Genomic DNA, 24,839 nt, shown 5'->3' on the forward strand with positions numbered 1-24,839 from the left:
AATTCGGCACGTTTGCCGGGTTTTCGGGGGCTCTGAATCGGCTATACCGGTGGGTATGAGTGACCGCGGTCGCTTGCGCGAAGACTTTCAGCAGTTCGCTCCATCGGGAGATCGGCCCAACTGGCGCGGCAGATCGGACTGGACGTCCACCACGGTGCCCGAGATCTACCGGGCACCAGTCCACCGCCAGCCTCCAGAGCCGCAATCGGCATCCACGCCGACGCCGTCGGCGCTACGGCCGCGGATGCCGGTGGTCCGGCCAGAGCGGGTCCCGGGTGGAACCGCGCTCGACGGTTTGACCCAGGAGGAGGCCGACGACGCCACCCGGTCGGGCTGGCGTGAGCTGGTATCGCGCGTCATTCGCAGGGACGTCGGCTCAGGCAAGGGCCGCGAGCTAGAGCTGCGCGACCGCATCCGCGCCCCGCTCGGAAGTGCATTTCCCATAGCCGTGCTCAGCCTCAAAGGCGGAGTCGGCAAGACCACAGTGGTCGAGGCGCTTGCCTCCACTTTCGCCGACGCGCGCGACGATCGGGTGATCGCCGTTGACCTCGACGGCGGGGACCTGTCCGAACGGCACGGTCGGCGCAGCCGGCTGAGCATGTTCGACCTGCTCAACGACTATTCGGTCACCCGTTATCCGGATGTGCGGGCGCATACCTACATGAACAGCTCAGGACTGGAAGTTCTCGGTCCGCCCGACTATGCGCACACGAATTGGCGAGTGGAGCGGCCCGACGTCGTCAAGACGTTCTCGATACTGCGCAAGCACTACTCGGTAGTGATGGTGGACTGTGTCAAGGCGCTCAAGTCCAGTTTGATGGAAGCGGTGCTGCCGGAATCGCAGGCTCTCGTGGTGGTGACGGGCACCTCCATCGACGCCATCAGAAAGACTAGGACCACGCTGGAGTGGTTGCGGCACAACGGATATCAGAAGTTGGTCGCGTCGACGGTGCTGGCGATCAACCACACTGCCCCCGGCGGACTCGACATCTTGTCGTGCAAGGAACTCGAGCAACTGTCGGCTCAGGTGGCCGCAACCGTGGTGCTGCCGTTCGACCGGCACGTACAGCTGGGCAAAGAGATCGGACTGGACCGGCTGAGCCGGAAGAGCCGGCGCTGCTATCTGGAGCTGGCCGCCGCGCTGGCTGACCTGTTTCCCGGCAACCACCTCGAGCGTCACCTGCGGGTGGTCGACGGGCACTCCGCGTCGCGCTAGTGGCGACCCGCTTCGCCACTAGGATCTAGGCCATGAGTCTTGCTGCGGAGGCCGACCTGCTGGATTACGACGAGGTACTGGCGCGCTTTGATCCAGTGCTCGGCCTTGAGGTGCACGTCGAGCTATCCACCGTGACAAAAATGTTCTGCGGCTGCGCGACCGCCTTCGGCGCCGAACCCAACACCCAGGTATGTCCGGTGTGCCTGGGCCTGCCCGGTTCACTGCCCGTGCTCAACGAGGTCGCCGTGGAATCGGCGATCCGTATCGGCCTCGCGCTGAACTGCGAAATCGTGCCGTGGTGCCGCTTTGCGCGAAAGAACTACTTCTACCCCGACATGCCGAAGAACTACCAGATATCGCAGTACGACGAGCCCATCGCTATCAACGGCTACCTAGAAGCTCCCCTGGAAGACGGCACCACCTGGCGGGTGGAGATCGAACGGGCGCACATGGAGGAGGACACCGGCAAACTCACCCACATCGGCAGCGAGACGGGCCGGATCCACGGCGCGACGACGTCGCTGATCGACTACAACCGCGCCGGTGTGCCGCTGATCGAAATCGTCACCAAGCCCATCGTGGGGGCCGGAGAACGCGCACCGCAGATCGCCCGCGCCTACGTGACGGCATTGCGAGACCTGCTGCGCGCCTTGGATGTATCCGACGTCCGGATGGATCAGGGCTCGATGCGTTGTGACTCCAACGTGTCGCTGATGCCAACCGGAACAACAGAATTCGGTACGCGAACCGAAACCAAGAACGTCAACTCGCTGAAAAGCGTCGAGGTCGCCGTCCGCTACGAGATGCAGCGCCAGGCCGCGGTGTTGGAGTCCGGCGGCCAGATCATCCAGGAGACCAGACACTTTCACGAGGCCGGCTACACCAGCCCTGGCCGGGCCAAGGAAACCGCCCAGGACTACCGGTACTTCCCGGAACCTGACCTGGAGCCCGTCGCACCCAGCCGCGAGCTGGTCGAACGGCTGCGCGCCACCATCCCCGAGCTACCGTGGTTGAGCCGCAAGAGGATTCAACAGGAATGGGGCATCTCCGATGAGGTGATGCGCGATCTGGTCAACGCCGGGGCGGTCGAATTGGTGACGGCCACCATCGGGCACGGCGCACCCAGCAAGGACGCCCGGTCCTGGTGGGGAAACTTCTTGGTGCAGAAGGCAAATGAGGCCGGCGTCCAACTCGACGAGCTGTCCATCACCCCTGCCCAGGTCGCCGCGGTGATCGCGCTGGTCGAGGAGGGCAAGTTGTCCAACAAGCTGGCCCGCGAGGTCGTCGAGGGCGTGCTGGCCGGCGAAGGTGAGCCCGAGCAGGTGATGACCGCTCGCGGCTTGGCCCTGGTCCGCGACGACTCACTGACCCAAGCCGCCGTCGACGAGGCCCTGGCCGCCAATCCCGATGTGGCAGAAAAGATCCGCGGCGGCAAGGTGGCCGCCGCGGGCGCCATCGTGGGGGCGGTGATGAAGGCCACCCGCGGGCAGGCCGACGCGGCGCGCGTGCGCGAACTCGTCCTGGCGGCGTGCGGGCAGACCTAGTGCTGGATCGGCTGACCGGGATCTTGAACGCCCCGGTGCTCGTCGCGACAACTCAGGCCGACGGTGAGCCCTCGGGCTGCCTGGTCGGTTTCGCCACCCAGGCCAGCATCCACCCGCCGAGGTTCCTGGTCGGGCTATCCCAGACCAACCACACGTTCACGGTGGCGCGGCGATCGGATTACCTGGCCGTACACGTGCTGTCGCGCCGGAACCTGAGCCTGGCCAAGCTATTCGGTGGTCAAACCGGCGACGAGATCAACAAGTTCAATCACTGCCGATGGCACAGCGGACCAGAAGGTATGCCGATACTCGACGAAGCGACGGCGTGGTTCGTCGGCAAGACGGTGCAGCGGATCGACCTCGGTGACCATCTGGGCTATCTCCTCGAGCCCGCCGACGCATGGTTCGCCGACGAATCCCACGACCTCATTCACCTCTGCGACGTCATCGAGATCGAACCGGGCCACGAGCCGTAATTCGGTTCTGCAACACAACGACGCCGTCCGCATCCATCATGGTGAGGTGATCGATGAATCGTTCGGCGACTTGATGGACATGCTGGATTCTCCGGTGTTGGTGGTGACGACGCAGGCCGACGGTCAGCCATCGGGTTGCGTGGTCACGTTCGCCAGCCAAACGAGCGTGCAGCCGCCCAGCTTCATGGTCAGCCTGCCGATGAGCAGTCACACCGTCGAAGTCGCGAGCCGGTCCGAATATATGGCAGTGCACGCCCTGCCGCGCCGCCAACAGGTGCTGGCCCAGCTGTTCAGTAGCCAATCCGAGGACCAGACCAGCCAATTCGCGCAATGCTCGTGGCGCGGTGGTCCGATGGGGATGCCGATTCTCGACGATGCGCTCGCCTGGTTGCTGGGCAGGATAGCGAGCCGAAGCGAGGTCGGGGATCACGTGGCATACCTATTGGAGCCCATCGCGGTATGGGCGCCCGAGTCGTCGGAGGATTTGCTGTACCTCTCCGATATGGACGAGGACTTCGAGCCAGGCCAGGAAGCGCCGCAGCGGCTCTACACCAACGAACGGGCCCAAGAGGCGCGCCGCTACGGCATGAGGTTCACCCTCGACGTGCCCTAACCGGCGCCCGAGAGTTGATATCGCGGGCGCTATCGAGTTTCTAGATTGGGTGGGCGAACTCTCGTTGGTACTGGTGTGACGGCTGTGACCAACGGGCCCGCTACGTCTTGTCGTCGTTGTTCCGCGGGAAGCCGCCACCCTGCGGGAACAGCGGGAACACCACGTCGTCGAGTTTCTCGGCGTCACCGGCGGTTCGGTTGACCGTCGCCCCCCATACGTTGCCGTCCGGCGACATCCGCAACGCCCAGGCATGGGCGTGGGTGTCCTTGCGGACCACGTCGGGCTCACCGGTGACCGCACCGGTCGATGGGGCAAGCCGGACCGCCACCGTCAGCTTGGTGTTGATCAGGTTGACCAGCACCGTGCCGTCCATGGCCGCACAGCCGGCCACGCCGGGCTTGTCCGGCCAGGTCCACACCGTGGACACCTCGGATTTCTTGGTGATGCGCTGCAGGCGGTCCGCCGTCGGCGTGCGGTCTGCGACGTACAGCGACCCGTCGACCGGATCGATGCACAACCCGCCGCCCGACCCGACGCCGGATAGCGCCGTCGTCGGCGGCGCCTGCCCAATGGTGGTGGGCTGTTCGATGCGCAGCACCTTGCCGGCCAGCGACTTGGGGTCGGCCGCCATCGCCGGGTTGCCCGCATCGCCGGTGAGCACGACCAGCGTGGTGGGGCTGGTGAAGATCAGCGCGCCGGTATTGCCGGTGGCGCCCTTGGGAATTCCGGTCAGGATGTCCTTGGGGACGTCGCCGTCGGCGATCCGGATGACCCGGTTGTCGGTGGGCGTGCTGACGTAGGCGTACATCAGCCGGTCCTGGGAGTACGTCGGCGACAACACGATGTCCATCAAGCCGCCGTCGCCCGACGGGTCTACCGGAATGACCAGCTTCACCTTGGGCTCGGCGCTGACGGAGATCTCTTTGACAGCGCCGGTGGTGCGCTCGGCGACCAACGCGGTCTTGCTATCGATGCCCATGATCAGTCCGCTGGTGCTCTCTAGGCACCCCTGCATGACCCCGGGTGCCGGGCAGGCTTTGGGGAACGGTGTCGGCGGCAACGGCGGCGGCGGGGGAGGCGTCGAACTGGGCTGTGGCTTGAGTTCGGGGTTGGTGGTGAACGGCTGCGACTGTGCGTCGTTGAAGCGCGCGCAGCCGCTCGATACCAGCATCACCGCACACAGTGCAGCGAGCCCGGATCGAACCGAGCGCCTTATCCGCATGATCGACAGGCTACCTGTCGGGCGTCCGGCCACCTGCCGTCAAGGTCATCGCGCAACCGATTATCGAGAGACACCAAGGGGGCAGGCGGCACCGCCGGCGGCGGCGTCGGCGGCAGTGGTGGCGGGGGCCTCTGACAACCGCGTTGCCTGAACCACGGGGGGATTCTTGCTCCGGCGAGCCGGTCGTAGCGGCGCATCGGAACCATTTGGCGGGCGAACTGCGGATTTAACAGGCGGAAGCGCCGCCTAAATCCCCGATTCAGGCGAAAATGCCCTTACCCTGACACCCGTGACCAGTTCGAGTGACTCACATTGGCAGCGGCCGGGCGATTCCCCCGGTCCATCCGCGGGGCGACCGGTCTCGGCAAGCCTGGTCGACCCCGAAGAGGACTTGACTCCGGCCAGGTTTTCCAGTGACTTCGGCGGCACCGGTACCGGAACCACCACCATCATCCCGCCGTACGACCCGAACAACTCGAGTACGGCGGCCAGCTCGGTGTACCACGCGCTCGATGCTCAGGAGCCGTTGCCCTACGTTCAGCCGCAGGCGGCCGGCCGGCAGATTCCGGCGGCGCCAGCCGCCATCGACATCGACGAAGAGGAAGACCGCCTGCGGGCCGCCGGCCGGCGCGGTACCCAGAATTTCGGTCTGCTCATCCTGCGGATCGGCCTGGGTGCGGTGCTGGTCGCCCATGGACTGCAGAAGGTGTTCGGCTGGTGGGACGGGCAGGGGCTGACCGGATTCCGGCACTCGTTATCCGACATCGGCTACCAGCACGCCGACATCCTCGCCTACGTCAGTGCCGGCGGTGAGATCGTCGCTGGAGTGCTGCTGGTGCTGGGGCTGTTCACCCCGCTGGCGGCCGCGGGAGCACTGGCCTTCCTCATCAATGGCTTGCTGGCCAGCATGTCGGCCCAGCATTCGCACCCCTTCACCTACTTCCTGCCCAATGGGCACGAATACCAGATCACGCTGGTCGCGATGGCCGTCGCCGTCATCCTGAGCGGCCCGGGTCGCTACGGCCTCGACGCGCGCCGAGGGTGGGCGCACCGGCCGTTCATCGGGTCATTCGTCGCGCTGCTCGTCGGCATCGCCGCTGGTGTCGCCGTCTGGGTGTTCCTCAACGGCGTGAATCCGCTCGCCTGACCTGGCCCTTTCACCGATAAGGGTTAGGCACCCGCCCGGCACTGGCCTCGGCCAGCTGCGGCAGCGTCGCGAAGGTCACCGCGGGCAGCCGCACATCCTCGCCGCTCTTAAGCCGGGCGCGTGCCCAGGACCCGCGGTGAAACCGCAGCCCATCGATGTCCTCCCAGGCCACCGTCCGGCTGCCCAGCAGTGTCCGCGCCGTCACGCCCCGATCGTCGGCGACCGTACGAAGCCGCACGATCATCGCCGACAACAGCAGCGGGATCACCAATACCGGGGCACTCACCGGCCAGGTCAGGACAGGCACCAGCAGCCCCAGGGTCAAAAAGCCGACCGCGAAGTGTGCCATCGGCGACACCTTGATCACTACCGGCGCTTGAGTAGCCACCCTCGCATCATCGCATCGCCGCGAGTCGAGCAGTCGCGGCGTCGCGTGTGCGCTGATGGCGGCCGTCGGCGGCGTGTCGTCACCCTGGATACACATCGAAAGCCACCAGCGCACACTCGGCCAAGCACATCCCGGATTTGACGGCTGAGCTGTGCGAAGGCTACCGTCGGACGCTATGAATACCGCCGGAAAGCCCGGAATGCTCGTAGTAATTTGTCGGCGCGTTGGTGCCTGACTAGCATTTCAAGCTATCCAGCCCAACGCGCAACCCTCGTGCAGCAAGAGCTGACGGGGGTTTTTTCTTGCCCAGGAACCCCAGGACCCACAAGGACGTGAAGAGGACACTGTGAGCGCTCCCACGAAATCATCCAGCGAGCCGCAGGCCGACGGCGCGCCGAAAGCGGTGAAACCCGCTGCGACGCCCGCGGCACAGCCGAAACGTGTTGCGCCCGAGCAACTTACCGGTGCCCAGTCGGTCATCCGCTCGCTGGAGGAGCTCGACGTCGACATCATCTTCGGCATTCCCGGCGGCGCCGTACTTCCGGTGTATGACCCGCTGTTCGACTCGCAGAAGCTGCGCCACGTGCTGGTCCGCCACGAGCAGGGCGCCGGCCACGCCGCCAGCGGCTACGCGCACGCCACCGGCAAGGTCGGGGTGTGCATGGCCACCTCCGGTCCCGGTGCCACCAACCTCGTCACCCCGCTGGCCGACGCGCAGATGGACTCCATCCCGGTGGTCGCCATCACCGGCCAGGTCGGGCGCGGGCTGATCGGCACCGATGCCTTCCAGGAAGCCGACATCTCCGGCATCACCATGCCGATCACCAAGCACAACTTCCTGGTCCGCTCCGGTGACGAGATTCCCCGCGTGCTGGCTGAGGCCTTCCACATCGCAGCATCCGGAAGGCCGGGCGCGGTTCTGGTGGACATCCCGAAGGACGTCTTGCAGGGCCAATGCACGTTCGCGTGGCCGCCGCGGATGGATCTGCCCGGCTATAAGCCGAACACCAAACCGCACAACCGGCAGGTTCGCGAGGCCGCCAAGCTGATCGCGACCGCGCGCAAGCCGGTGCTGTACGTCGGCGGCGGCGTCATCCGCGGCGAGGCCACCGACAAGCTGCTGGATCTGGCCGAACTGACCGGCATTCCGGTGGTCACCACGCTGATGGCGCGCGGCGCCTTCCCCGACAGCCACCCGCAGAACATAGGCATGCCCGGCATGCACGGCACGGTGTCCGCGGTGGCCGCGCTGCAGCGCAGCGACCTGCTGATCGCGCTGGGCACCCGCTTCGACGACCGGGTGACCGGCAAGCTCGAATCGTTCGCTCCGGAGGCCAAGGTCATCCACGCCGACATCGACCCGGCCGAGATCGGCAAGAACCGCCACGCCGACGTGCCGATCGTGGGCGACGTCAAGGCCGTCATCACCGACCTCATCGCGATGCTGCGGCACTACGAGATCCCCGGCAACCTCGACATGACCGAGTGGTGGGAGTACCTGGAGGGCGTTCGCAAGACGTACCCGCTGAGCTACGGGCCACAGAGCGACGGCAGCCTGGGCCCGGAGTTCGTGATCGAGAAGCTCGGCCAGATCGCCGGCCCGGACGCTATCTACGTCGCGGGCGTTGGTCAGCATCAGATGTGGGCGGCGCAGTTCATCAAGTACGAAAAGCCGCGCACCTGGCTGAATTCCGGCGGGCTGGGCACCATGGGGTTCGCCATCCCGGCGGCCATGGGCGCCAAGATCGCCCTGCCCGACACCGAGGTGTGGGCAATCGACGGCGACGGTTGCTTCCAGATGACCAACCAGGAACTGGCCACCTGCGCCATCGAGGGCATCCCGATCAAGGTGGCGCTGATCAACAACGGCAACCTGGGCATGGTGCGGCAGTGGCAGACCCTCTTCTACGAAGAGCGCTACTCCCAGACCGACCTGGCCACCCACTCGCACCGCATCCCGGACTTCGTCAAGCTGGCCGAGGCGCTGGGTTGTGTCGGATTGCGTTGCGAGCGTGAGGAAGACGTGGAAGACGTCATCAACCAGGCGCGGGCGATCAACGACCGCCCAGTGGTGATCGACTTCATCGTCGGCGCCGACGCCCAGGTGTGGCCGATGGTCGCCGCCGGCACCAGCAACGACGAGATCCAGGCCGCACGTGGGATCCGCCCGCTGTTCGACGACATAAGCGAAGGACACGCCTGATGCGCGCCGGCGACGATGCAGATCGTAGTGATGAGGAGGAGCGCCGCAAATGATTGGATCGTCGAAGACGCACACGCTTTCGGTGCTGGTCGAAGACAAGCCCGGTGTTCTCGCCCGGGTTGCGGCGCTGTTCTCCCGGCGCGGCTTCAACATCGAATCGCTGGCAGTGGGTGCCACCGAGCAGAAGGACATGTCGCGGATGACCATCGTGGTCTCCTGCGAGGAAACTCCGCTCGAACAGGTCACCAAGCAGCTCAACAAGCTGATCAACGTCATCAAGATCGTCGAGCAGGACGAAGACAACTCGGTATCGCGGGAGTTGGCCCTGATCAAGGTGCGGGCCGACGCCGGTACCCGCAGCCAGGTGATCGAAGCGGTGAACCTGTTCCGCGCCAACGTCATTGACGTGTCCCCAGAGTCGCTGACGGTCGAGGCCACCGGTAATCATGGCAAGCTCGAGGCGCTGCTGCGGGTATTGGAGCCCTTCGGTATCCGTGAAATCGCCCAGTCCGGAATGGTGTCGCTGTCCCGCGGACCGCGCGGCATAGCCACCGCCAAATAACACACAAGGAGAAATTTCACCGTGGCATTAGAGATGTTCTACGACGACGACGCTGACCTGTCGATCATCCAGGGCCGCAAGGTCGGCGTGATCGGCTACGGCAGTCAGGGGCATGCGCACTCACTGAGCCTGCGCGACTCCGGTGTGCAGGTGCGCGTCGGGCTGAAGGAGGGCTCGAAGTCACGGGCCAAGGTCGAAGAGCAGGGCCTCGAGGTCGATACCCCCGCCGAGGTTGCCAAGTGGGCCGACGTGATCATGCTGCTGGCTCCCGACACCGCACAGGCCGAGATCTTCACCAATGACATCGAGCCCAACCTTAAAGACGGTGACGCACTGTTCTTCGGGCACGGACTCAACATCCACTTCGACCTGATCAAGCCGCCGGCCAACGTCACCGTCGCGATGGTCGCGCCCAAGGGCCCCGGGCATCTGGTTCGGCGCCAGTTCGTCGACGGCAAGGGCGTGCCCGCGCTGATCGCGGTCGACCAGGACCCAACGGGGCAGGGCCAGGCACTCGCCTTGTCCTATGCCAAGGCGATTGGCGGCACCCGCGCCGGCGTCATCAAGACCACCTTCAAGGATGAGACCGAAACCGATCTGTTCGGCGAGCAGGCCGTGTTGTGTGGTGGCACAGAGGAATTGGTGAAGACCGGTTTCGACGTCATGGTCGAGGCGGGCTACCCGCCGGAGATGGCGTACTTCGAGGTGCTGCACGAGCTCAAGCTCATCGTCGACCTGATGTACGAGGGTGGCATCGCGCGGATGAACTACTCGGTGTCTGACACCGCGGAGTTCGGCGGCTACCTGTCGGGCCCGCGCGTCATCGACGCCGACACCAAGGAGCGGATGCGCGGAATTCTGCGCGACATTCAGGACGGGAGCTTCGTCAAGAAGCTGGTGGCCAATGTCGAGGGTGGCAACAAGCAGCTCGAGGATCTGCGCAAGGAGAACGCCGAGCACCCCATCGAGGTCACCGGTAAGAAGTTGCGCGACCTGATGAGCTGGGTCGACCGCCCTATCACCGAAACCGCGTAGCCCGGGCGGGCGGGCCGCGAAACTGTAGTTGGCGCGGGGCTTTTCGGCGTGTCGTCGCGTTAACTACAGTGTCGCGGTGCCTTCGGCAACACGCACCACCCGGCGCGCCAGGTGGTCCAGCGCGTCCGCCGTCGCCGAGTCGAACTCTTCGATGTTGTCGTGCGTCGATACCAGGCTGACCCCATAGGGGTTGCCGTCGACGAACTTCAGCGGGTCGGTGTATCCCGGCGCGACGATGATGCCGCCGAAATGCATCAAGGTGACGTAGAGCGTCAGCAGAGTGGTCTCCTGACCACCGTGCAGGGTGTTGGATGACGTGAAGGCCGCGTACACCTTGTCGGCGAGCTTGCCTTCGGCCCACAGCCCGCCCAGCGAGTCGAGGAACTCGCGCAATTGCGAGGCAACCGAGCCGAACCGGGTGGGCGATCCGAACATCACCGCGTCGGCCCACACGATGTCGTCGCCGCTGGCGGCCGGGAGATCTTTGGTCGCCTCGTAATTCGCGGTCCACGCGGGATTGTGCGCGAACGACGACGGGTCGCGGGTTTCGGCGACATGACGCAGCCGCACTTCGGCGCCAGCCGCCTCCGCCGCGGCCGCCACCCGCTGAGCCATGGTGGTGCCGTGGCCGGTGGCCGAGTAGTAGACGATCGCAAGTTTGGTCATGGCGAGAGCTTAGGCAGTTCGGCAATGCCGAACTCGCGGCGCAGCAGGGCGCGCGCGGCGTAATAACCGGCCATGCCGTGCACGCCGGCGCCCGGCGGGGTGGCCGCCGAACACAGGTACACCTTGGGAACCGGTGTGCGCCAAGGGTTCAGCCGTGGCGTAGGGCCCAAGGTGGCACGCAACACCGATGCTCCGCCCACCGCGATATCGCCGCCGACGTAGTTCGCGTTGTGTTCGGCCATCCGCGCGGCGGGCACGCTGCGGGAGGCCACCACGATGTCGCGGAATCCCGGTGCGAACCGCTCGAACACTCCGATCACCGATTCGGTGGCATCGAGCGTGGATCCCGACGGCACATGGGCATACGTCCACAGCGGCCGGCGCCCGCCGGAGTCGATGCGGCCCGGATCGGCGAGGTGCGGTGAGGAAGCGAGCACCATCGGCCATTCGGCATGGCGCCCCGCGGCGATGTCGGCCTCGGCGCGTGCCATCTGCTCGCGGATGCCGCCGAGGTGCAGCGTCGGCGCGCACTGCAATCGCGCATCCGACCAAGGAATCTCGTCGTTCAGCACAAAGTCCACCTTCGCCACTCCCGGCCCAAAGGTATAGCGGCGCAACGCCTTAGCGTAACCAGCCGGAAGCGCGTCGCGGTAGATGTCCAGCAGCGCGGTCGGTGCGGTGTCGAAGGCGACCACACCGCTTGGCGGATCGGTGATTTCGACACCGGACGTCAGCTCGCCGCCGTGGGCGCGCAGATCCGCGATCAGGGCGTCGGTGATGGTTTGCGTCCCGCCAACCGGAATGGGCCAGCCGACCGAATGGCCCAGCGTGGCCAGCATCAGACCGGCGCCGGCCGAGGTCAGTGATGGCAAGCGCGAAATCACGTGCGCGGCAACACCACTGAACAACGCGCGAGCATCGTCTCCGGTTAGGTAACCGGCCGGCGATCCCCAGGCCGGGGTGCCCTGGGCCAGCATCCGCAGCCCGAGACCCACCACCGGTAGCAGCGAGCGGGGTACCGAACGCTTGTCACCCAGCAGGAATGCCACGACCGCGTCGGAGCTGGCCACTAACGGGCCGAGCAGTCGCTGCCAGGAGACGCCGTCGTCCAATTCCGCACAGGTGCGCTGCAGATCTCGATAGGCGACGGCGGCGGGACGGCCCGGCAGCGGGTTGGCGTACGAGATCTCCGGCACGGCCAGCGTCACGCCGCGGGCGGGCAGATCGAACTCGGCGAAAAACGGCGACGCCAGCGCCAGCGGGTGCACCGCCGAGCACACGTCGTGCAAGACTCCGGGAAATTCGAAGTCGGCGGCGCTGCGGGCGCCGCCACCAAAGGTGGGTTGGGCTTCGACGACCTGCACTTTCAGCCCGGCTCGGGCACAGATTACGGCCGTGGAGAGCCCATTGGGCCCGCTACCGACGACGGTTACGTCCACCGGTCAATTAGAGCCGACTCTGCCCATGGCGGCGACCCGCAGCGCCCGGCTCCGCCGCGCTCGCGGTCGCCGCCGGCGCTGATGGCGGCGACCCGCAGCGCCCGGCTCCGCCGCGCTCGCGGTCGCCGCTACGCTGTTCGGGTGAACCTGCCTGTTGTGTTAATCGCCGACAAACTTGCCCAATCAACGGTTGCTGCCCTGGGAGACCAGGTTGAGGTGCGCTGGGTAGACGGGCCCGACCGGGAAAAGCTGCTGGCTGCGGTGCCTGAAGCCGACGCGCTGCTGGTGCGGTCGGCTACCACCGTGGACGCCGAAGTATTGGCCGCGGCCCCGAAATTGAAGATCGTCGCCCGCGCCGGCGTCGGCCTGGACAACGTGGACGTTGACGCTGCCACCGCCCGCGGTGTGCTGGTGGTCAACGCCCCGACATCCAACATCCACAGCGCCGCAGAGCACGCCATCGCGCTGCTGCTGGCCGCGTCCCGGCAGATCGCGGCGGCCGACGCCTCGCTGCGTGAGCACACCTGGAAGCGCTCGTCGTTCTCCGGCACCGAGATCTTCGGCAAGACCGTCGGCGTGGTTGGACTCGGCCGAATCGGGCAGCTGGTCGCGCAGCGCATCGCCGCCTTCGGCGCCCACATCGTCGCCTATGACCCCTATGTGTCGTCGGCCCGGGCGGCGCAGCTGGGTATCGAGTTGCTGCCCTTGGACGACCTGCTGGCCCGCGCCGATTTCATCTCCGTGCATCTGCCCAAGACCCCGGAGACGGCGGGCTTGATCGACAAGGAGGCTCTGGCCAAGACCAAACCCGGCGTCATCGTCGTCAACGCCGCGCGCGGCGGCTTGGTGGACGAGGCGGCGCTGGCCGACGCGATCAACAGCGGCCACGTGCGCGGGGCCGGCCTCGACGTGTTCGCCACCGAACCCTGCACCGACAGCCCGTTGTTCGAGCTGCCCCAGGTGGTCGTCACGCCGCATCTGGGGGCGTCCACGGCTGAGGCCCAGGACCGGGCCGGCACCGACGTAGCCGAAAGCGTGCGGCTGGCGCTGGCCGGGGAGTTCGTTCCGGACGCGGTCAACGTCGGCGGCGGGGTAGTCAACGAAGAGGTGGCGCCCTGGTTGGATCTGGCGCGCAAGCTCGGGTTGCTGGTTGCCACGCTGGCCGACGAACTGCCGGTGTCGTTGTCGGTGCAGGTGCGTGGGGAGCTGGCCGCCGAGGAGGTCGAGGTGCTGAAGCTCTCGGCACTGCGCGGCCTGTTCTCGGCGGTGATCGAGGATGCGGTGACGTTTGTCAACGCGCCGGCCCTGGCCGCCGAGCGAGGCGTGACGGCAGAGATCACCAAGGCCACCGAGAGCCCCAACCACCGCAGCCTCGTCGACGTGCGCGCGGTCGCTTCCGATGGTTCCGTCGTCAACGTCGCGGGCACCTTGTCCGGGCCGCAACTGGTGGAAAAGATCGTCCAGATCAACGGCCGCAGCTACGACCTGCGCGCCACTGGCATCAACCTGGTGATCAATTACGCCGACCAGCCCGGCGCGCTGGGCAAGATCGGCACCTTGCTGGGCACGGCCGGGGTGAACATTCAGGCCGCGCAGCTGTCCGAGGACACCGAGGGTCCGAGCGCCACCGTTCTGCTGCGGCTGGATCAGGACGTGCCCGAGGATGTGCGCTCGGCGATCGCGGCGGCAGTGGGCGCCAATAAGCTTGAGGTGGTTGATCTTTCGTGAGGTGGCGCTCATGAAGTTAGCGGTGATCGGCGGCGACGGCATCGGGCCGGAAGTCATTGCCCAGGCGATGAAAATCCTCGATGCGGTGCTGCCCGGTGTGCAGAAAACCGAATACGACTTGGGCGCACGGCGTTTCCACGCCACCGGTGAGGTGCTCCCGGACTCGGTGGTCCCCGAACTTCGTCAACACGACGCAATCCTGCTCGGGGCGATCGGCGACCCGTCGGTGCCCAGCGGCGTCCTGGAGCGAGGCCTGTTGCTACGGCTGCGCTTCGAGCTCGATCACCACATCAACCTGCGGCCCGGCCGGCTGTACCCGGGCGTGCAAAGCCCCCTGGCCGGTGACCCCAAGATCGACTTCGTGGTGGTGCGCGAAGGCACCGAAGGCCCATACACCGGCAACGGCGGCGCGATTCGCGTCGGCACTCCGAACGAGGTGGCCACCGAGGTCAGCGTGAACACCGCGTTCGGTGTCCGGCGAGTGGTCCAGGACGCCTTCGAGCGGGCTCAGCAGCGTCGCAAGCACCTGACGCTGGTGCACAAGAACAACGTGCTCACGTTCGCCGGATCGTTGTGGTGGCGGACGGTGCAAGAGGTCGGTGAAAAATACCCCGAGGTCGAGGTGGCCTATCAACACGTCGACGCGGCCACCATCCACCTGGTCACCGACCCGGGCCGCTTCGACGTGATCGTCACCGACAACCTGTTCGGCGACATCATCACCGACCTGGCCGCAGCGGTGTGCGGCGGTATCGGCTTGGCCGCCAGCGGAAATATCGACGCAACCCGGACCAACCCGTCGATGTTCGAGCCGGTGCACGGCAGCGCGCCCGACATCGCCGGTCAGGGCATCGCCGACCCGACAGCGGCAGTCATGTCAGTGGCGCTACTGCTCGCTCACCTGGGTGAAACCGCGGCCGCTGCCCGGGTGGATCGAGCGGTCGAGACTTACCTGGCGACTCGCGGCGACGTACCCCGTGCCACCACCGAAGTCGGTGAACGGATTGCCGCCGCGCTCTAATCGGCGACACCCGCGCGCATTCGGTCGTCTTGCGGCACCAACGGCAACGCCAGCAGCGGAAACAGCCCGCACACCGCGAAGGCGAACGGATATCCGGTTGCGTCGATCATCTGGCCGAACACCGGTGGCCCGATCGCGGCGCTGAGCCGCTGGGTGGTGTTCTGCGTGCCCATCGCCCGCCCGCTCCAGAAGCGACCGGCCAGCTCCGGAATGGCGGTGAAAGCCAATCCATTGTCGAGCACCGTGATGACCGACGCGGTGACCATCAGCGCCACCGCCAGGGCCGAATGCAGGTGATCGGTGACGGCGAGCAGCATCATCACCAGGGCGGCGCCCGCAGCGATGATGCGGATTGGGCGCATTCGCGACCCGACGTGGTCAGACCACCGGCCGACGGCGATCCGGCCGCCGGCACCAAGTAGCTGCGAGATGCTTACCAAGACACCGGCCGAGGCGATCGACCAGCCGTGACTTCTGATCAGCCAGACCAACATGAACGTCAAGACCACCGTCTGCGGCACCATGAGCAGCGCCGACGCCAGATGAATCCGCCACAATTCGGTCCTGCCGCGGTAAGGATTGGCCAACTCGCTCGCGTCGGCGCCGGACCGGGCCGGGCGCGACGGGTCGCGTACCCAGACGGCGCACACCAGCGCCGCCAACGCGCACAATGCCGCCGGGAAGAGCAGTGCGACCGAGATGTCGTGTTCCCCGAGTTCTGGCAAAACCAAGGCGGACAAGGCGATTCCCAGCGGTTGGGCGGTCTGCCGTATCCCCATCGCGAGGCCGCGTTGATCAGCGCGAAACCAGCCCGTGACCAGGCGGCCACTGGCGGTATTGGCGCTGGCGGCGGCCATGCCGCCGGCAAACAGGGCGATGCCCACCGAAAGCATCGAGTGCGGCACTGACGCCGCGGCGTAGGCAGCCGCCGCGGTCATGGCCAAACCGACGGTGAGCACGATTCGCTCGCCCACCAAATCCAGCACGTATCCCCAGGCGATCAGGGTGAAGACCATGCCGAAGCTGGGCATCGCCGACAGCAGCGCGGCCTCGGCCAAGTTGATACCTCGCACGTCGTTGAGTGCCGGAATCAAGAATGCGATGCCGTTGATGAAGACGGTGGCGCACAGCGTCGCGATCAGCGCAACGCCAAGCATCGACCAACGCCGCGTCGATGTTATTTGCACCCGTTGGTAGTTCACCATCGATCAAGCTGACAAACGTCAACGCAAGCGGCGCTGCTTACTTGGCAACTCGCGGGAGCGAACGGCTTGCCACCGGCGATGTCGGCGAACGGATTGCCGCCGCGCTCTAGTCTCGAGTCCCGGCGGCAACAGGCGGGTCGGCACCAACGGCACCGCTGCCAGCGGGAACAAGGCGCACAGTCCCCAGGCCAGGGGGTAGGCGGCCGCGGTGATCAGCGCGCCGAACAGCGGTGGTCCCGCCGCGGCCGCAAGCCGCTGCGTGGTGTTCTGGGTGCCCAGCGCCCGTCCGCTCCAGAACGGCCCGGCGTACTCGGTGATCGCGGTGGCCTCCAAGCCGTTGTCGAGCACCGCGATTACCGAAATGGCGACCATCAGCGCCACGTCGTAACGCGAACCCTGATCGTCGACGAGAGCCAGCAAGAACAGGTTCAGGGCGGCGGCGATCGCGATGATGCGAACCGGTCGCATCCGTGAGCCGACCCGGTCGGACCAGCGTCCGACGGCGATGCGGCCCACGGCACCGAGCAGCTGCGAGATCGTCACCAAACCGCCGGCAGCCGCCACCGACCAGCGATGGTGGTTCATCAGCCAGACCAGCATGAACGTCACGGTCACCGTCTGCGGCATCATCAGCAGCGCCGAAACCACGTGAATCCGCCACAACACCGACGATCCGCGATAAGGACTGGCCAACTCCTCGACGCTGGCCGACTTCCGTGACTTGCGCGGTGGGTCGACGACGCCGATGACGCTGACCACCGCCGCGAGCGTGCATGCGACCGCGGGGAATATCAGCCCCGCGTGCGGGCTTCGTTCGGCAAGTTCGGGAATCACCAACGCGCCCAAGGCGATTCCCAGCGGTTGGGCGGTCTGGCGAACGCCCATCGCCAGGCCGCGCTGGTGCGGCGGGAACCAGCCGGACACCAGCCGGCCTCCGGCACTGTTGCAGCTGGCCGCGGCCATGCCCCCGAGGAACAGGAATCCGCCCATCAACAGCAGCGAATGAACTGACGCCGCGGCATAGGCCGCGGCCGCGGTGAGGGCCGAACCCACCGCCATCACCATCCGCTCGCCCACCCGATCCAGCACATAACCCCAGCCGACCAGCGTGACCACCATGCCCCAGCTGGGCATCGACGACAGCAAACTGGCTTCGGTCAGTGAGGTGCCGCGCACGATTTTCAGCGCGGGGATCAAGAATGCGACGCCGTTGATGAACAGAAAGGAGCTTGCCGTGACGAGCAGTGAAATGACCACGATCGCCCAGCGTGCTCCCGGGGTGGTCGGGTCTTTGGACATCCACTCATGCTCGCACGCTGTACACGCGCCTGTTTACTCGCGCGAACGAACGCTCGTCAGTCCGGGTACCGGCAGACCGATCGGCACAAAGGGCACCGCCGCCAGCGGGAACAAGCCGCACAGCGCGAAAGCCAGCGGATAGCCGGCCGAATCGATTACGGCGCCGAACATCGGTGGCCCGGCCAGCGTCATCAACCGCTGCGTGGTGTTCTGGACGCCCAATGCGCGCCCGCTCCAGAACTCGCCGGCGAATTCGGTGATCGCGGTGGCCTCGAGCCCGTTGTCCATCACGGTGATGATCGACACCGAGACCATGAGGACCACGGCCAGCAGCGGGTTCAAGACATTGGCCAAAGCCAGCATCAGCATGGTCACGCTGGTAGCGAGCGCGACGACGCGGATGGGCCGCATCCGCGACCCGATGCGGTCCGACCACCGGCCGGCCGCGATGCGGCTGCCGGCGCTGAGCAGTTGAGTGACGATCACCAGCGCTCCGGCGGTGCGCACCGCCCATCCCTGGTTCCTGGTCAGCCAAACCAGCATGAAGGTGACCGTCATCGACTGCGGCATCACCATCAGCGCTGAAAGTGCGTGAATGCGGATCAGCACCGCGCTACCGCGGTAGGGGTTGACCAGCTCCTCTTCGCTGGCCGCAGCGCGGGGCTTGTGTGCTGGATCGCGCACGAAGAGCGCTCCGACCACCGCTGACGCCGCGCAGGCGAACGCTGGGAACAGCAAACCCACGCTCGGGCCATGTTCGGCGAGACGGGGAATCATGAAGGCGGCCATGGCGATTCCCAGCGGCTGCGCGGTCTGACGGACTCCCATCGCCAGCCCGCGCTGGTCGGCGGGAAACCAGCCGGCGACCAGCCGGCCGCAGGCGGGGTTGCAGCTGGCCGCGCTCATGCCGCCGAGAAACAGGAATGCGCCCATGGCCACCAGCGAGTGGACCGACGCGGCAGCGAACGTGGCCACTGCGGTCATGGTCGAACCGGTGACGAGCACGAGCCGCTCGCCGACCCGGTCAGCCACGTAGCCCCAGCCGATCAGCGTCACCACCATGCCCACGCTCGGCATCGCGGCCAGCAGGCCCGTCTGCGACAACGGAGTTGCGCGCGCGGCGTCCAATGCGGGGATCAGGAACGGAACCGCGTTGATGAACGAAAACGCACTGGCTGTCACCACCAGCGCAATGCCGACCATCGACCAGCGCGTGGCCGCGCTGATCTGCTCGGTCGGCATCCAGCCATGCTTGCACACTTTCCCGTTGCCAGGAGTTTTCGCGAAGTTCACTCTCGCTGAACCGGTCCGGGTTTGGGTATGGAGACTCTCGCCGGGGCCGGCCACGCACCCACAAGATAGGCTGACCCGAATGCGCCTTGGTCGAATCGCCAGCCCAGACGGTGTCGCCTTTGTCAGCATCGACGGCGAATTGGACAGCCCCGGCGAACTGATCGCCCGCGAGATCGCCGAGCACCCGTTCGGCACGCCGACGTTCACCGGCCGCTCATGGCCGCTGGCCGACGTGCGCCTGCTGGCTCCGATATTGGCCAGCAAGGTCGTCTGCGTCGGCAAGAACTACGCCGACCACATCGCCGAGATGGCCGCCCTCACCGGCCCAGCCCCGGCGGACCCGGTGATTTTCATGAAGCCCAACACCGCGATCATCGGGCCCAATGTGCCGATTCGATTGCCCGCCAACGCATCACCGGTGCATTTCGAGGGCGAGCTGGCGATAGTGATCGGCCGGGCGTGCAAAGACGTTCCGGCCGCGCAGGCCGCCGACAACATTCTCGGCTACACCATCGGCAACGACGTGTCGGCCCGCGATCAGCAGAAGTCCGATGGCCAGTGGACGCGGGCCAAGGGACATGACACCTTCTGTCCGGTCGGACCGTGGATCGTCACCGACCTCGAGCCGGCCGATCTCGAACTGCGCACCGAGGTCAACGGCGAGGTCAAGCAACACAGCCGCACCTCGCTGATGATCCACGATGTTGGCGCCATCGTGGAATGGATCACGGCCGTAATGACCCTGCTGCCCGGCGATCTCATACTCACCGGAACTCCCGCCGGCGTCGGCCCCATCGAGGATGGCGACACCGTCTCCGTCACCATCGAGGGGATCGGCACCCTTACCAATCCCGTTGTCCGCAAAGGAAAGTCGTGACACAAGCCGTCCCCGTCCGGGTTCGATTCTGCCCGTCGCCCACCGGCACCCCGCACGTCGGGATGGTCCGCACGGCCCTGTTCAACTGGGCGTACGCCCGCCACACCGGCGGCACCTTCGTCTTTCGCATCGAGGACACCGACGCCGAGCGAGACAGCGAGGAAAGCTATGCCGCGCTGCTGGATGCATTGCGCTGGCTCGGCCTGAATTGGGACGAGGGCCCCGAGGTGGGCGGGCCTTACGGCCCATACCGGCAATCACAGCGCAGCGATCTCTACCGTGACGTGGTGGACCGGCTACTTACGGCCGGCGAGGCCTACTACGCCTTTTCGACGCCCGAGGAGGTCGAGGCCCGCCACATCGCCGCGGGCCGCAACCCCAAACTCGGCTACGACAATTTCGACCGGCAGCTGACCGACTCGCAGCGCGCGGCGTACCTCGCCGAGGGCCGCACGCCGGTGGTGCGGCTGCGCATGCCCGACGCGGATCTCAGCTGGAACGACCTGGTTCGCGGAACCACCACGTTCGCGGCGGGATCGGTGCCGGATTTCGCGCTGACCCGCGCGAGCGGAGATCCGTTATACACCTTGGTCAATCCGTGCGACGACGCGCTGATGAAGATCACCCACGTGCTGCGCGGCGAGGACCTGCTGCCGTCCACTCCGCGCCAGCTGGCCCTGTATCAGGCGCTGATCCGCATCGGGGTCACCGACCGGGTTCCGGAATTCGCCCATCTCCCAACGGTATTGGGGGAGGGGACCAAGAAGCTCTCCAAGCGGGACCCGCAGTCGAATCTGTTCGCCCATCGCGACCGCGGCTTCATCCCCGAAGGACTGCTGAATTACCTTGCGCTGCTTGGCTGGGCGATCGCCGACGACCATGACCTGTTCAGTCTCGACGAGATGGTGGCCGCGTTCGACGTCGCCGACGTCAACTCGAACCCCGCCCGCTTCGACCAGAAGAAGGCCGACGCGCTCAACGCCGAACACATCCGAATGCTCGACGCCGCCGATTTCGCCGGCAGACTGCGGGCCTACCTGGACACTCACGGCCATCACATCGAGTTGAGCGACGCAGAGTTCGCCGCCGCGGCCGAGCTGGTGCAGACCCGCATCGTCGTGTTGGGCGACGCGTGGGATCTGCTGAAGTTTCTCAACGACGAGCAGTACGCGATCGACCCCAAGGCCGCAGCCAAGGAGCTGGGGCCCGAAGCCGCGCCGGTGCTCGACGCGGCTGTCGCGGCGCTGGAGGGTGTGACGGACTGGACCACGGCGCATATCGAGGGTGCCCTCAAGCCCGCGCTGATCGAGGATCTGGGCCTCAAACCCCGCAAGGCGTTCGGCCCGATCCGGGTGGCCGCCACCGGGACGACGATCAGTCCGCCGCTGTTCGAATCGCTGGAGCTGCTCGGCCGCGACCGCAGCTTGCGGCGGCTGCGGGCCGCGCGCGACGACGCGGCCTGAATCTTTGGTAGTGTGCACAGCGACTTCAAAAGGCCTACAACGGCCGGCAGAGCTGATCCGCGGGGCGGGCAATGGCCCCAAAACAAGTTCTGACCAGCGGTTTTTGGCAGGCATATGCGGTCAATGGGGTATGGTGTAATTGGCAACACAGCTGATTCTGGTTCAGCCATTCTAGGTTCGAGTCCTGGTACCCCAGCAAAGTCCCACCGACGTGAAGGCTGATCCCGAGTGACTGCCGAGTGATTAGGTGGGCTTCCCGGCGTCGGCTATGCTGACAGCTCGGATCGGTTCTGGCCCCGTCGTCTAGCGGCCTAGGACGCCGCCCTCTCACGGCGGTAGCGTGGGTTCGAATCCCATCGGGGCTACAAAATCAGTTACCGGTCCCCTGCACCGCAGGGGCCGTGGTGCCGCCCACCGGCATGCTCGGCAATCCCAGCTTGCGGTGGTCCCACGAGCGGGTGCGCCTGCTGACGATGCGCACGCCGACGCGCTTGTTCATCATCTGGTCGACCATCGGCTTGAGCTCGTCACTGTAGGGGCCGGTGTAGCGCTCCCACACACTGACCCCGACCCGGTGCAGTGCGTCGGGATCGTCGACGATCTCCGCGACGCCCTCGAAGGAAACCCCGCGCAGCGTGTCGTAGGTGTTGCCGTCCTCGAGCAGGAAGCTCACCCGAGGATCGCGGTTGAGGTTCACCGCCTTTTGCGACTTGGCTTTGGTCTCCAGCCAGATCTCACCGTCGACGACGGCGTACCACATCGCCGTCAAATGCGGTTGGCCGTCTGGGCCGACGGTGGCCAGGGTGCCGGTACGGCTCCAGTTGACGAATTCAGCGATTTCGGCCTCGGACATGACGATGTCGGCGCGCTGTTTGGTTCCCATGGCCGTCAGTCTGTCAGAGCCGGCGGGTGAGCGCGTCGGCCGCGGCCAGTAGGTCGGCGGCCCAGCGCGCCCCGGGACGGCGTCCCATCCGGTCGACCGGACCGGAGACCGAGATGGCGGCCACCACGACGCCACGGCTATCGCGCACCGGCGCCGAAACGCTGGCGACGCCCGGCTCGCGTTCGGCCACGCTTTGCGCCCAGCCGCGGCGGCGGACTTCGGCCAGCACCCGGTCGGTGAATTTCGCGTGGGGGAGCACCGCCGCCTGCGTCGCCGCATCGCTGTGCGCGAGCAGCACTTTGGCGCCCGAACCCGCGGTCATCGGCAATCGCGCGCCGACCGGGACGGTATCGCGAAGACCCGCAGCGGGTTCCAGCGCCGCAATACAAACCCGCGACGTGCCCTCCCGGCGGTACAGCTGCACGCTTTCGCCCGTGGTCTCGCGCAATTGGGGCAGCACGGCCGCGCTGGCGGCCAGCAGCGGATCGTTGACATGGGCCGCGAGTTCGCTGATCGCCGGGCCCAGCCGCCAGCGCCCCTCCTCGTCCCGCCCCAGCAGCCGATGCACCTCCAGCGCGGCGGCCAGCCGGTAGGTGGTCGCCCTGGGCAGACCGGTGCGCTCACACAATTCGGCCAGCCCACAGGGAGATTCCGCGACCGCGTGTAGTACGCCCGCGGCCTTGTCGAGGACGCCGATACCGCTTTGTTGTCTCACAAGCGGATATTAGCGTCTCGTATTTTGAGATGCCGATGCTTCGTGGAAAAGTGGCTGGATTCGAGCCCCAGCCTTCAATGTGCTTTCGTGGGCGAGCTAATGGTCAGCGACGCACGGTTAGGGTGCGGGTCGCTAGGAAAGCCGCCGGAATAACTATCGAAGCCAGCATGACGGTTGCCAACACGAATACCGTTGCGTAGGCGTGCGCAAGGTCGTGCGAAACATTGCTAACAAAAGCGCGGGCAAGGGCATCGTGCGGCGTTACCAACGGAACCACTGGCGCCTCGCGGATCGTGGCGTCTTGTTGCAGCGGCGCGAGTCCTGTTGCAGTGGCGATGTTTTCACTGCGGCTGAATTGGCTGGTCAAGATCATTGACATCAACGCGACACCGATCGATCCGGCCACCTGCTGGTTTACGCTGATCAGCGTCGAACCAGGCGCAATCTGATGTGGAGATAGAGTTTGGACAGCCGCAGCCGATAACGGCATCATGGTGCAGCCTGCGCCAAAGCCGATGATTGCCAACCCCCCAAACAGCGTGGGCAGGTAACCGGCCTGTTTGGCCGCGGCATGGGCGAAAATGCCCATACCTAAGCCAGTCAGCGTGATGCCGACCAGCACGGCCTTGGCCGGTCCGTGCTTGTTCAAGGTTGTTCCGGCTAGTGGCATAGCCAGCATGGCACCGAGCCCTTGTGGAACCATATGAAACCCGGATTGCAGCGGCGTCTGATGGAGCAATTGTTGCAGGTAACTCGGAAACAGCAGCTCGGCGCCGAAAAACCCAATGGCGAACAAGAACATAGCCAAGTTGGCAAGTGTGACAGAACGGTTGGTGAGCAGCCGCAAGTCGATTAGCGGGTGAGCCGTGCGGTGGAGGACATGGACAACAAATCCGCTCATCAACGCCAGGCCGATGCCTGCCGGTATCAACACGTGGCGGTCAGCCACCGTGCCACGAGACGGCATGGATGACATTCCATACAAGAAAGTCGCCAGGCCGGGCGAAAGCAGGAGCATACCGACAAGGTCGAACAGTGCCGCCGGACCTGGCCGATCCTTCGGCAACACCATGCCGGCGAGGACCAATGCGATCAGACCGATCGGGAGGTTTATGCCGAAGATCCAACGCCAGCCGTGGGTTTCGATGAGCCAACCGCCGAGGATGGGGCCGCCAATTGGGCCGAGCATCATCGGGATTCCCAGGACCGCCATGAGTTGGCCAAGCCGCTGTGTGCCCGCCTCGCGGACCACGATGGTGAAATTCAGAGGTAGCAGTATCCCGCCGCCCAATCCCTGCACCATTCGAAAGACGATCAGCGATAGAAGATTTGGTGCCATCACACACAGCAGCGAACCCGACGTGAACACCAGCACTGATCCGATGAATAACCGTTTCGTACCGCACCGGTCGGCTGCCCAGCCGGCCATTGGTATCGCCGCCGCCAACGCGAGGGTGTAGCCGGTCACGGTCCAGCCAACGACGGCCTGGTTTGAGTGGAAATCGGCGATCAAAGCCCGCTGCGCGACACCGATAGCGGTTATGTCAATGTTCGTCATCACAGCAACCAGCACGCACACGCCGGCGATCCGAAATATCGAGGTGTCCAGCTTGTCCGGATACCGGCGGCCGGTTCTGTCCGCCACTGGCAGCAGGGTCACCGTGGCGGTTGGGGCCGGTGCAAGGCTTCTCGCCCGCCGCCAACTTGGCGCTCTCACGCGCGACCTCCTACTGTAATCCCACATAAGTATTGCCCGTAGCAATAGTTGTCAGCAACTATTGTCTGCATGGTTGTGTATCGCGGCGAGGCCGCTCGGCTGACGCTGAGCCCAGTGGCGAACATCG

At 66.0% G+C, this 24,839-nt stretch carries 21 protein-coding genes, 2 tRNA genes and 2 pseudogenes; 15 read left to right on the top strand and 10 right to left on the bottom strand.

All coding sequences use genetic code 11. The annotated features are described in order from the left end of the window. Positions 1 to 55: 55 nt before the first annotated feature. The 4 genes from BST12_RS05875 to BST12_RS05890 all read left to right on the top strand — a co-directional run bounded on the left by BST12_RS05875 (position 56) and on the right by BST12_RS05890 (position 3,849). Positions 56 to 1,216 (top strand): MinD/ParA family ATP-binding protein, encoded by a 1,161-nt coding sequence (locus tag BST12_RS05875; RefSeq protein WP_083112069.1) that lies wholly within the window; start codon positions 56 to 58, stop codon positions 1,214 to 1,216. A gap of 32 nt (positions 1,217 to 1,248) precedes the next feature. After that, positions 1,249 to 2,760 (top strand): Asp-tRNA(Asn)/Glu-tRNA(Gln) amidotransferase subunit GatB, encoded by a 1,512-nt coding sequence (gene gatB / locus BST12_RS05880; protein WP_083112070.1) that lies wholly within the window; start codon positions 1,249 to 1,251, stop codon positions 2,758 to 2,760. After that, positions 2,745 to 3,236, top strand: a complete 492-nt coding sequence (locus tag BST12_RS05885) for a flavin reductase family protein (RefSeq protein WP_083112071.1) — start codon at positions 2,745 to 2,747, stop codon at positions 3,234 to 3,236. The genes gatB and BST12_RS05885 overlap by 16 nt, the downstream gene beginning before the upstream one ends. A gap of 73 nt (positions 3,237 to 3,309) precedes the next feature. Continuing rightward, positions 3,310 to 3,849 (top strand): flavin reductase family protein, encoded by a 540-nt coding sequence (locus BST12_RS05890; protein WP_083112124.1) that lies wholly within the window; start codon positions 3,310 to 3,312, stop codon positions 3,847 to 3,849. A gap of 100 nt (positions 3,850 to 3,949) precedes the next feature. Here the strand turns inward: BST12_RS05890 and BST12_RS05895 are convergent, their stop codons facing one another. Further along, on the bottom strand, positions 3,950 to 5,071 hold the full coding sequence (locus BST12_RS05895) for a PQQ-dependent sugar dehydrogenase (RefSeq protein WP_083112072.1): 1,122 nt from the start codon (positions 5,069 to 5,071) through the stop codon (positions 3,950 to 3,952). Between the two features lie 289 nt (positions 5,072 to 5,360). Between BST12_RS05895 and BST12_RS05900 the strand changes: the two genes are divergently transcribed. Further along, entirely contained in the window at positions 5,361 to 6,218 is an 858-nt protein-coding gene (locus BST12_RS05900; RefSeq protein ID WP_083112073.1) for a DoxX family protein, read from the top strand. Positions 6,219 to 6,228: 10 nt separating this feature from the next. Here BST12_RS05900 and BST12_RS05905 read toward each other — a convergent pair whose 3' ends face one another. Next, entirely contained in the window at positions 6,229 to 6,606 is a 378-nt protein-coding gene (locus tag BST12_RS05905; RefSeq protein WP_245850093.1) for a PH domain-containing protein, read from the bottom strand. 346 nt (positions 6,607 to 6,952) lie between these two features. Here BST12_RS05905 and BST12_RS05910 point away from each other — a divergent pair, with 346 nt between their 5' ends. From BST12_RS05910 to ilvC, 3 genes are read left to right on the top strand one after another with little or no spacing between them, the layout of a single operon-like run. Next, positions 6,953 to 8,809, top strand: a complete 1,857-nt coding sequence (locus BST12_RS05910; RefSeq protein ID WP_083112074.1) for an acetolactate synthase large subunit — start codon at positions 6,953 to 6,955, stop codon at positions 8,807 to 8,809. 49 nt (positions 8,810 to 8,858) lie between these two features. After that, on the top strand, positions 8,859 to 9,371 hold the full coding sequence (gene ilvN / locus BST12_RS05915) for an acetolactate synthase small subunit (RefSeq protein ID WP_083112075.1): 513 nt from the start codon (positions 8,859 to 8,861) through the stop codon (positions 9,369 to 9,371). Positions 9,372 to 9,404: 33 nt separating this feature from the next. After that, a complete protein-coding gene (gene ilvC, locus BST12_RS05920) occupies positions 9,405 to 10,406 on the top strand; it encodes a ketol-acid reductoisomerase (RefSeq protein ID WP_211281220.1) in 1,002 nt (333 codons plus the stop codon). Positions 10,407 to 10,469: 63 nt separating this feature from the next. On the opposite strand, the gene wrbA is transcribed toward ilvC, so the two are convergent. After that, positions 10,470 to 11,072, bottom strand: coding sequence for an NAD(P)H:quinone oxidoreductase (gene wrbA, locus BST12_RS05925; protein ID WP_083112077.1), 603 nt, complete (start codon positions 11,070 to 11,072; stop codon positions 10,470 to 10,472). Continuing rightward, positions 11,069 to 12,511 carry a phytoene desaturase family protein gene (locus BST12_RS05930; RefSeq protein WP_083112078.1) on the bottom strand — a complete coding sequence of 481 codons (1,443 nt, stop codon included), beginning with the start codon at positions 12,509 to 12,511 and terminating at the stop codon, positions 11,069 to 11,071. Before BST12_RS05930 ends, wrbA begins: the two co-directional genes overlap by 4 nt. A 141-nt stretch (positions 12,512 to 12,652) precedes the next feature. Here BST12_RS05930 and serA point away from each other — a divergent pair, with 141 nt between their 5' ends. Together serA and BST12_RS05945 are read left to right on the top strand one after the other, a co-directional pair. Next, entirely contained in the window at positions 12,653 to 14,239 is a 1,587-nt protein-coding gene (serA, locus tag BST12_RS05940) for a phosphoglycerate dehydrogenase (RefSeq protein WP_083112080.1), read from the top strand. Between the two features lie 10 nt (positions 14,240 to 14,249). Continuing rightward, positions 14,250 to 15,260 (top strand): 3-isopropylmalate dehydrogenase, encoded by a 1,011-nt coding sequence (locus BST12_RS05945; RefSeq protein WP_083112126.1) that lies wholly within the window; start codon positions 14,250 to 14,252, stop codon positions 15,258 to 15,260. Here BST12_RS05945 and BST12_RS05950 read toward each other — a convergent pair. Continuing rightward, the gene (locus tag BST12_RS05950; RefSeq protein ID WP_211281216.1) at positions 15,257 to 16,465 is read right to left on the bottom strand and encodes an MFS transporter; all 1,209 of its coding nucleotides are present in this window, start codon (positions 16,463 to 16,465) and stop codon (positions 15,257 to 15,259) included. The genes BST12_RS05945 and BST12_RS05950 overlap by 4 nt on opposite strands. A gap of 35 nt (positions 16,466 to 16,500) precedes the next feature. Here BST12_RS05950 and BST12_RS34810 point away from each other — a divergent pair. Continuing rightward, positions 16,501 to 16,575: pseudogene (locus BST12_RS34810) on the top strand (hypothetical protein); the annotation flags it as partial. 133 nt (positions 16,576 to 16,708) lie between these two features. Here the strand turns inward: BST12_RS34810 and BST12_RS05955 are convergent. Beyond that, positions 16,709 to 17,764: pseudogene (locus tag BST12_RS05955) on the bottom strand (MFS transporter); the annotation flags it as partial. 33 nt (positions 17,765 to 17,797) lie between these two features. Beyond that, complete coding sequence (locus tag BST12_RS05960) at positions 17,798 to 19,006, bottom strand: MFS transporter (RefSeq protein WP_083112127.1); 1,209 nt, start codon at positions 19,004 to 19,006, stop codon at positions 17,798 to 17,800. Between the two features lie 130 nt (positions 19,007 to 19,136). Here BST12_RS05960 and BST12_RS30615 point away from each other — a divergent pair, with 130 nt between their 5' ends. The 4 genes from BST12_RS30615 (at position 19,137) to BST12_RS05985 (ending at position 21,762) form a co-directional block, all read left to right on the top strand. Then, positions 19,137 to 19,934: a fumarylacetoacetate hydrolase family protein gene (locus tag BST12_RS30615; protein WP_170062058.1), complete on the top strand. Its 798-nt coding sequence runs from the start codon at positions 19,137 to 19,139 to the stop codon at positions 19,932 to 19,934. Then, positions 19,931 to 21,397: a glutamate--tRNA ligase gene (gltX, locus tag BST12_RS05975; RefSeq protein ID WP_170062052.1), complete on the top strand. Its 1,467-nt coding sequence runs from the start codon at positions 19,931 to 19,933 to the stop codon at positions 21,395 to 21,397. Before BST12_RS30615 ends, gltX begins: the two co-directional genes overlap by 4 nt. A 124-nt stretch (positions 21,398 to 21,521) precedes the next feature. Continuing rightward, a tRNA-Gln gene (locus BST12_RS05980) sits at positions 21,522 to 21,593 on the top strand. A gap of 96 nt (positions 21,594 to 21,689) precedes the next feature. Continuing rightward, positions 21,690 to 21,762 (top strand) — tRNA-Glu (locus BST12_RS05985). A gap of 5 nt (positions 21,763 to 21,767) precedes the next feature. On the opposite strand, the gene BST12_RS05990 is transcribed toward BST12_RS05985, so the two are convergent. From BST12_RS05990 to BST12_RS06000, 3 genes are all read right to left on the bottom strand, one after another. After that, positions 21,768 to 22,280 carry a PPOX class F420-dependent oxidoreductase gene (locus tag BST12_RS05990; protein WP_083112084.1) on the bottom strand — a complete coding sequence of 171 codons (513 nt, stop codon included), beginning with the start codon at positions 22,278 to 22,280 and terminating at the stop codon, positions 21,768 to 21,770. A gap of 13 nt (positions 22,281 to 22,293) precedes the next feature. After that, a complete protein-coding gene (locus BST12_RS05995; protein WP_083112085.1) occupies positions 22,294 to 22,995 on the bottom strand; it encodes an IclR family transcriptional regulator in 702 nt (233 codons plus the stop codon). Between the two features lie 103 nt (positions 22,996 to 23,098). After that, positions 23,099 to 24,739, bottom strand: a complete 1,641-nt coding sequence (locus BST12_RS06000; protein WP_083112086.1) for a DHA2 family efflux MFS transporter permease subunit — start codon at positions 24,737 to 24,739, stop codon at positions 23,099 to 23,101. Positions 24,740 to 24,839: the final 100 nt, after the last annotated feature.

The organism is Mycobacterium angelicum, from assembly GCF_002086155.1.
Taxonomy (GTDB): domain Bacteria; phylum Actinomycetota; class Actinomycetes; order Mycobacteriales; family Mycobacteriaceae; genus Mycobacterium; species Mycobacterium angelicum.

Coding starts and splice junctions, on each gene's coding strand:
- ilvC (WP_211281220.1), top strand. CDS start 9,405: ATGTTCTACGACGACGACGCTGACCTGTCGATCATCCAGGGCCGCAAG.
- BST12_RS06000 (WP_083112086.1), bottom strand. CDS start 24,739: ATGTGGGATTACAGTAGGAGGTCGCGCGTGAGAGCGCCAAGTTGGCGG.
- BST12_RS05890 (WP_083112124.1), top strand. CDS start 3,310: ATGGACATGCTGGATTCTCCGGTGTTGGTGGTGACGACGCAGGCCGAC.
- BST12_RS05895 (WP_083112072.1), bottom strand. CDS start 5,071: ATGCGGATAAGGCGCTCGGTTCGATCCGGGCTCGCTGCACTGTGTGCG.
- BST12_RS05945 (WP_083112126.1), top strand. CDS start 14,250: ATGAAGTTAGCGGTGATCGGCGGCGACGGCATCGGGCCGGAAGTCATT.
- BST12_RS05875 (WP_083112069.1), top strand. CDS start 56: ATGAGTGACCGCGGTCGCTTGCGCGAAGACTTTCAGCAGTTCGCTCCA.
- ilvN (WP_083112075.1), top strand. CDS start 8,859: ATGATTGGATCGTCGAAGACGCACACGCTTTCGGTGCTGGTCGAAGAC.
- BST12_RS05990 (WP_083112084.1), bottom strand. CDS start 22,280: ATGGGAACCAAACAGCGCGCCGACATCGTCATGTCCGAGGCCGAAATC.
- wrbA (WP_083112077.1), bottom strand. CDS start 11,072: ATGACCAAACTTGCGATCGTCTACTACTCGGCCACCGGCCACGGCACC.
- BST12_RS05960 (WP_083112127.1), bottom strand. CDS start 19,006: ATGCCGACCGAGCAGATCAGCGCGGCCACGCGCTGGTCGATGGTCGGC.
- gatB (WP_083112070.1), top strand. CDS start 1,249: ATGAGTCTTGCTGCGGAGGCCGACCTGCTGGATTACGACGAGGTACTG.
- BST12_RS05950 (WP_211281216.1), bottom strand. CDS start 16,465: ATGGTGAACTACCAACGGGTGCAAATAACATCGACGCGGCGTTGGTCG.
- BST12_RS30615 (WP_170062058.1), top strand. CDS start 19,137: ATGCGCCTTGGTCGAATCGCCAGCCCAGACGGTGTCGCCTTTGTCAGC.